Raw genomic sequence first — 7,255 nt, forward strand, 5'->3', positions numbered from 1 at the left:
GCTGCTGCGTGAGATCGGCGACGAGCTGATGGGGACCCGCGAAGCCGGAATCGAGCCGGGATTCGCTCGCGTTCTTCGCAATCAGATCCTGTCCAAAGACCGAACGTGGATCACGATCACACCGAGTGGGGGAGATATGACGGGGGAGTCTGCCCCACGTTTGGAGGAATCTCAGCGATTCATGCCTTACCCCGTGGTGTATGTTGTGCAAAATCATAATTTGTAGGGGCGTGTGGGCCGCGTCAAAAATTTTGCCGTCCTCGCGGATTCTCTACGACGCCCCGGATCCTCTCAAAACGTAAGACAGCCCGTTGCCACGCAGCCGACTCGGACCGCTCGCCATTGAAACGCCGTTGGGTTCCAACCCGACGAGCAAGGATGCGCGTGTGTGGAGGGCGGTGCACGTTTCGCTCCGCAAGAGCGTCGCGGTGCGTGTCTTTCACGTCGCCTTTGGCGGGACGTTGGAGTCGCGGACCCAGTTCGCCGAGGAGTGGGCGCGGCTGAAGAAGCTCGACCATCCCGCGATCTGCAAATGCTACGGCGGCGGATTCGAAGAGAGTGAAGCGTACCTGGCGCACGAGTTGATCGAAGGTCCGACGTTGGCCGACGAGATCGCTCGGCGTGGGCGGTTGCCGTGGGAGAGTGTTCTCGATCTCGCCGAACCGGTGACCGACGCGTTGAACTATCTGCACACGCGGGGCATCGTGCACGGACGTTTGGCGGCGGACAAAATTGTCATTGCGGGACTCAGCCCGGTGATCATCGATGTTCGCGGCGAAGACGGCAGTGCTCCGTTTCGTGACGGGCCGTATCACTTCCAACGTCCGCCTTCGCCCGAGCAACTCAAACGTCGACCTCCCGAAGCTCCCGGGATGCACGATGCGGTGACGCCGCGCAGCGATTTGTACATGCTCGGTGCGATGCTTTACGAAGCCCTCACTGGGACGCCGCCGATCAGTGGATCGACGATTCAAGAAACGACCGCGAACCTCGAGTATCAAACGCCGACCTCGGTCGCCTCCACGGTGCTCGATACACCGGTGTGGATGGACCGGTTGGTGATGCAACTGTTGTCGAAGGATCCGACGGGGCGGCCGGTTTCGGCGGAAGCCGTCAAGCTGCAACTCGCCGAAGTCCGCCGGCGTTCGATGTCGCGAAGTGGCGTGGCCGAACATGCATCGTCCGGGTTCAGCCCGCTCGCGGTGACCAATCAAGCCGACCGGGAAGAGGCCCGAGTGTTGCTCGGCAAGCACGCTCAACCGGAACGTCCCGAACGTGTGATCGACGCAACACCGTGGCACGACAAGGCGTGGGTGTTGCTGCCTGTGCTGGGGTTGCTGCTCGCGATGTTGGTGTGGGTGGCATGGCCGCTGAACGAAGACACGATGCGTGAGCGAGCGGAAAAGCTGCTCAACGAAGGGACTCGTTCGTCAATGTCGCAGGCGCGAATCAGTTATCTCGAACGGATTGTGCATCAGTATCCTGACGGTGAACACGCCGCGTGGGCGGCCGAGCAAATCGACCGTGTCGAGATGCTAGAGGCGGAACATGCGTTGACGGTCAAACTGAATCGCAATTTACCGCTCAAGAACGAGGCCGAACGACTGTGTGCCGAGGCGATGCGGTTCGAAAAGTTCGGTGACAATGCGACCGCGGTCGACAAGTACCAAAGCCTGATCACGTTGCTCGGCGAGGAATCCGGCGGCAATCAAAGCGGTGACGCAGATGGCGCGGGCGACGAGGACAATGACAAGTTCGGTGAGTACCGGCCGTTGGTGAATTTGGCCCGGAACAAGATCGCACGGATTTCGGCGAGCGATTCGGATCAGAGCGAAGCGGCACGGATCATCTCGGCAAAAATTGAAGAGGCCGATCAGTTGTACCTGCAAGGACGCACGATCGCGGCAAAGAAAATTTGGTATTCGATCGTGGAGTTGTATGCGTCCAACGCGGCGGTGGCTCCGTTGGTGAAAACCGCTCAGGATCGACTCGCGGAAACCTCCTCCGGCGGTGCGTCGTTCGGCGGATCGATCGGCAAATCGCGGGAGAGCGGCGGTGAGTGATGCGAAAACCCGCGGGTTCGTGATCGCACCGGGATCGGTACTGCCTGAGTATTTGCGTGCCGAACAGGCAGGACAATTGCCCGGCGTCGAGGGCGGCGGGGTGGAGCGAAGTCCATGGGCGGTATTGACGGTGCTGTTCGTCGTGACGGGAGCTTTCGGGTTGCCGCTGTTGTGGCGAAATGACCGTTTTTCGTTGGCCGGGAAATGTTTTTGGTCCGTTGCGGTGACCGTCTACACGGTCGCTCTTTTTTACGGCATGTTTCTGGTGGTGCGGTGGAGTCTCGGGGATGCCGCGATATAGCCGAATCGGTTATTTTGTGCACCCGATCCGATTCGTTTGTCAAACCGAACGGCCGAACCGGCCCGCTGAATCGAGCGGCTCGACTGGCCGGTTGAAATTGGCCACGCGACGTCGCGACTGCCGCGAACGAGACGCTCGGGCGAATCGGGGACAATCGTCTTCACGTATCAAGATCGCATTCACGCACCCAAATCGTCTTCACGCATTCCTATTGCCATGCCGACTCAACGACTCGCCGCGAACCAGCATCCCGTTACCGTGATCATCGGGTTGGAAGTTCACGTGCAATTGAAGACACAAACAAAATTGTTCTGCGGCTGCACGACGCAGTTCGGGATGCCCGCCAACAGTCAGGTGTGTCCGGTTTGTTTGGGCATGCCGGGGGCGTTGCCGGTGATGAACCGCGAGGCCATCAAACTGTCCGTGCGGACGGGGTTGGCCCTTAACTGTGATATCCCGCCACTGACGAAATGGGACCGGAAACAGTACTTCTATCCCGACTTGCCCAAGGGGTATCAGATCAGCCAGTTCGATCTGCCGATTTGTGCCGATGGATTCGTCGAAATCACCGACCCGGAAAATCCGGACGAAGTTAGACGGATCGGGATCATTCGTGCCCACCTCGAGGAAGATGCCGGGAAGAGCATGCACGATGAGTCGTCCGGGGTTGCCGAATCGAAGATCGACCTGAACCGCTGCGGCACGCCATTGTTGGAGATCGTCAGTCAACCGGATTTGCGTTCAGCGGATGAAGCGAAAGCGTATTTGAACGAACTGAAGTTGTTGCTCACTCACCTCGGCGTATCTGATTGCGAGATGCAGCAAGGCAGTCTGCGGGTCGACGCGAACGTGAACTTGCACATCGACGTCGACGGCAAGAAAGTCGCAACGCCGATCGTCGAAATCAAGAACCTCAACAGCTTTCGAAACGTTGGGCGTGCACTCGATTACGAAGCCGAGCGTCAATTGATCGCGTGGGAAGACGACGGTTTGACGATCAACGACGCCCCCAAACGCACATTCGGTTGGGACGATGTCAACGAGCGAACGTTCGCCCAACGTGAGAAAGAGGAGTCGGCGGACTATCGGTATTTCCCCGACCCGGATTTGTTACCCGTGCGGTTGCCTCGCGAGTGGGTCGAAGAGATCGGACAGACGCTCGGCGAACTTCCCGCGGCGACGCGGACGCGTTTGCAAGATCAGTTCGGGATCAAGACGTATGACGCGGACGTGATCGTGAACCAGGGGCCAGAGGTGATCGAGTATTTCGAGACGGCGGCAACGCGTAGCGGCGATGCTCGGAAGACTTCGTCGTGGATGATGCAGGACGTGATGCGTACGATGAAGGAACGCGAACTCGACGCGAAGTCGTTCCCGATCCCCGCAGAACGGCTAGGCGATTTGGTCAAGCAGATCGCTGATGGGAAGCTCGATAACTCACGTGCCCGCGACGTGTTCGAGTATCTGCTCGAGCACGATGACAGTGTCGACGCGGCGCTGGCGGCGTTGGGCATCGAAGCGGTCGATGAAGATGACTTGGTCGATCTATGCCGCGAGCTATTGGCCGAAAACCCGCAAGTTGTCGCTGACGTGAAAGGTGGCAAGCAACAGGCGGTCGGTGCCCTGATCGGAAAAGCACGCGGCAAAAACCCCAACGCGAACCCCAAAGTCGTTCGGCAAACGCTGTTGGATTTGATCGCGGAAATGTAACCCCATTTGGTAGTGGACGAGGCGACGAGTCCCTTGCGCGGGAAAGGACTCGTCGCCTCGTCCACTACGGTTCTTGTTTGATTCGCTGGATCGCTTTCTTCGCCAATCGGGGCAAGCCTCGGCGGATCTCTTTCCATCCCAGTTCAGCGTCCTTTTTTGGGCGGACAACCAGGTCGTAGCCATTGGGAATCGTATCGCGCTGCGTTCGGAACGATTCGCGGATCAGACGTTTCCATTGGTTCCGCGTCACGGCCTTTCCCGTTTTCTTCGGAATCGTGACGCCCAGCCGCGTCGGACCGTCGGCTTCATCGGTTCGTGGCAGCGCGAAGACAACCAGCGTTCCGTCGGCGGCGCAACCACCACGGCGTAGAACGCGGGTAAAGTCGTCGCCTTTGACGACTCGGATCGATTTGGGGAACTCGTTGCCGGACATGACGAACGTTTCGGAAAACCTCAGAGAGTGATTAGCCGACGGGTGGCGGCAAAGAGGCTTTAAGCAACGATAGAGGACTCTTCCACGCAGACGAATAACAACCGGCCGCCGACAATCGTATGGGTCACGCGGCCGTACAGCTCGCGGTTTTCCATCGGTGTGCTTTGGCATCGCGACAGGAACTCGCTCGCGTGAACCGTCCACTGCGATTCCGGGTTGATGATCGTCACATCCGCCGGGGCACCGATGCCGAGGGTCCCCGCAGGCAGTTTTGCGATCTTGGCCGGGTTGGTCGACAAGCATTCGATCGCTCGCGACCAGGACAAGATGTTGGTGCGGACCATGTCCGTGACCACGGCCGAGAAAGTCGTCTCGAGAGCAGCGGCACCGAACGGGGACTCGTCCAGGTCGTTGCCCTTTTTCTCGCCGGCCCGCGGCATGTGCCCGGATTGAATCGCGTCGATCGTTCCGTCCGCGACGGCGTGTTGCAACGTTTCGACGTGCGCGGGGCTTCGCATCGGTGGGTGGACTTTGAACCGCGAGTCAAACGATCGCAACAACGCGTCGCTGCCGTGAAGGTTGTGTGGGCACACCGATGCTGTGATCGCGATCCCGCGGTTTTTGACTCGGCCGATCATGTCGATCGCCCCCATCGTGCTGACCGGTCCGATGTGCAATCGCCCCTTCGTTGCTTCGGCCACACGAACGTCGCGAGCCACAGCGAGATCTTCGGCCTCGGTCGGCAATCCTTTTAAACCGAGCACCAGTGAAACTTGACCGTCGTGCATCACGCCGCCTTCGGCGAGCCCCGGAACTTCCGGTCGATCAAAAAATCGGCAGGTCGAACATGCGGCAGTAATCGAGAGCCCGTTTGAGCAACGCGTCGTTGGGCATCGGCCGCGGCGAATCGCTGAACCCGATCGCACCAGCTTCAGCGAGAATCGCGAGTTCGGCCATTTGTTCGGCCTCGCGGGCTTTGCTCAGACAAGCGATCGGATAGACCCGGACACCGCCGACGCGTTGTGCGATTTGCGTGACCAGTTCGACTGCGGCGGCGGAGTCGATCACCGGGTTGGTGTTACTGCAGCAGAGCACTGAGGTGTAGCCGCCGGCGAGGGCCGCGTCGCTGCCCGTTTGAATCGTTTCGTCTTCCTCGCGGCCGGGCTGTCGGAGTTCCGCACCGAGATCAACCAACCCCGGGGCCACTATCCGATCGCGAGCGTCGATCCAGTGAGCGTCGTGCGGGACGTCTTCATCGCTAGGGTCGATCGCTGAAATGTGGCCGTTCACGATCAGCAACCGAGCCACTTTGTCGACCCCATGAGCCGGGTCGATCACGCGTCCGCCGTCGATGACGATCGGTTGATTGGGCGATGGGGTGGCAATGGTCATAGCGATCTGCGGATGGCGAGCGGTGTGAGTGGCTGGCGGTGGGGACTGCGATCAGTTTGGAAGGTTCGGTCGAGCCGGGACGCGTGACTAGTTCGACTTCGACGCCCGGTCGTGGGCGCCGGCGAGCAACCACAACGCCGCCATGCGGACGGCGATTCCATTGGTGACCTGTTCGAGGATCACCGAGTGCGGTCCATCGGCGACCTCCGGCGTGATCTCGACCCCGCGGTTAATCGGCCCGGGCGCCATGATCAGGATGTCTTCTTTGGCACGTCGCATCCGGTCGCCGTTCATCGCGTACAACGCCGCGTATTCACGGACGCTCGGAAACGGGCGAGTGTACTGGCGTTCGAATTGAATCCGCAGCAGGTTGAGCACGTCGCAGCGTTGCACGATGTCGTCGAGTCGGTGGGCGACTTCGAATCCGATTTCCTCCCAGCGATGGCTCACGAGAGTCGGCGGTCCGCAAATGATGACGTGAGCACCGAGAGCTTTCAGCCCCCAGATGTTGCTCCGTGCGGTGCGGCTGTGTGCGATGTCGCCAACCATCGCGATGGTCATTCCCGAGAGCAACTCGCTGGCGTTGACGCCGGGATCCGTCCAGTCCGATGGGCCTCGGTTTTGCAAAATCGTGAGGATGTCGAGCAGACCCTGCGTCGGGTGCTCGTGCGGGCCGTCGCCGGCGTTGAGCACGCTGCACTTGAGTTCGCGGGCGAGCAAGTGCGGGGTGCCCGGCGTGTGGTGCCGCGTCACGACCCAATCGACCCCCATGGCTTCGATCGTCTTCGCCGTGTCAACGAACGTTTCGCCTTTGGCGACGCTGCTGCCCGAGCTGCTGAATTCGACCGTGTCGGCGCCGAGTCGTTTGGCGGCGAGCGAGAAACTGTTTCGGGTCCGCGTGCTGTTTTCAAAAAACAGATTCGCACACGTTTTTCCCGACAGGAGAGAGAGTTTGCGCCGACAACCGTCGGTCAAATTCTTCAACGTTTGAGCCGTCGCCAGGATCGCTTGCAACTCGTCCGACCGCAGTCGTTCGAGATCCAACAGGTTCTGGTGACGCCAAATGGCCGGAAAGGTCAGCGGAGGGGCTTCGGTCATCGTGTCCATAAGGCCAGATTGTAGGATCTCGAGGGAATCTCGACGAGCGGGCAGAACGCAAACTTTTTACGCGAAGGAGCGACACACACAAGCCTCGAACCGCCGAAATCTCCACCCAAGCCCGCTGACGCGACCTTTCCGATTCGATCACACGCACACAAACCCCATAGCACCGTAGGCCGGCCCCAACGCAAATCCGCAGTTCATCACTCAACCGCCCCATGCTATTGCCGGAGCTTCGTCGCTTCGCTCCTAGAT

Annotated in this window: 7 protein-coding genes and 1 pseudogene; 4 read left to right on the forward strand and 4 right to left on the reverse strand. The window is 60.0% G+C overall.

Annotation, left to right across the window (positions count from 1 at the left end; all coding sequences use genetic code 11):
• The 4 genes and pseudogenes from RSSM_RS34175 to gatB all read left to right on the forward strand — a co-directional run.
• Positions 1 to 226, forward strand: a pseudogene (locus tag RSSM_RS34175) (hypothetical protein); the annotation flags it as partial.
• Positions 227 to 311: 85 nt separating this feature from the next.
• Positions 312 to 2,063, forward strand: coding sequence for a serine/threonine-protein kinase (locus RSSM_RS19920; protein WP_044303103.1), 1,752 nt, complete (start codon positions 312 to 314; stop codon positions 2,061 to 2,063).
• Positions 2,056 to 2,364 (forward strand): hypothetical protein, encoded by a 309-nt coding sequence (locus RSSM_RS19925; protein ID WP_008682844.1) that lies wholly within the window; start codon positions 2,056 to 2,058, stop codon positions 2,362 to 2,364. Before RSSM_RS19920 ends, RSSM_RS19925 begins: the two co-directional genes overlap by 8 nt.
• A gap of 216 nt (positions 2,365 to 2,580) precedes the next feature.
• Positions 2,581 to 4,074, forward strand: coding sequence for an Asp-tRNA(Asn)/Glu-tRNA(Gln) amidotransferase subunit GatB (gene gatB / locus RSSM_RS19935; RefSeq protein ID WP_008682849.1), 1,494 nt, complete (start codon positions 2,581 to 2,583; stop codon positions 4,072 to 4,074).
• A 64-nt stretch (positions 4,075 to 4,138) separates the two neighbouring features.
• Here the strand turns inward: gatB and rnpA are convergent, their stop codons facing one another.
• From rnpA to RSSM_RS19950, 4 genes are all read right to left on the reverse strand, one after another.
• Complete coding sequence (gene rnpA, locus RSSM_RS19940) at positions 4,139 to 4,507, reverse strand: ribonuclease P protein component (RefSeq protein WP_008682851.1); 369 nt, start codon at positions 4,505 to 4,507, stop codon at positions 4,139 to 4,141.
• A gap of 59 nt (positions 4,508 to 4,566) precedes the next feature.
• Complete coding sequence (locus RSSM_RS35500) at positions 4,567 to 5,295, reverse strand: amidohydrolase family protein (RefSeq protein ID WP_008682854.1); 729 nt, start codon at positions 5,293 to 5,295, stop codon at positions 4,567 to 4,569.
• Positions 5,296 to 5,332: 37 nt separating this feature from the next.
• Positions 5,333 to 5,899 (reverse strand): amidohydrolase family protein, encoded by a 567-nt coding sequence (locus tag RSSM_RS35505; RefSeq protein WP_008682856.1) that lies wholly within the window; start codon positions 5,897 to 5,899, stop codon positions 5,333 to 5,335.
• An 87-nt stretch (positions 5,900 to 5,986) separates the two neighbouring features.
• The gene (locus tag RSSM_RS19950; RefSeq protein ID WP_008682857.1) at positions 5,987 to 7,006 is read right to left on the reverse strand and encodes an aspartate carbamoyltransferase catalytic subunit; all 1,020 of its coding nucleotides are present in this window, start codon (positions 7,004 to 7,006) and stop codon (positions 5,987 to 5,989) included.
• Positions 7,007 to 7,255 lie beyond the last annotated feature (249 nt).

This window comes from Aporhodopirellula sallentina SM41 (assembly GCF_000346505.1).
Lineage (GTDB): Bacteria > Planctomycetota > Planctomycetia > Pirellulales > Pirellulaceae > Rhodopirellula > Rhodopirellula sallentina.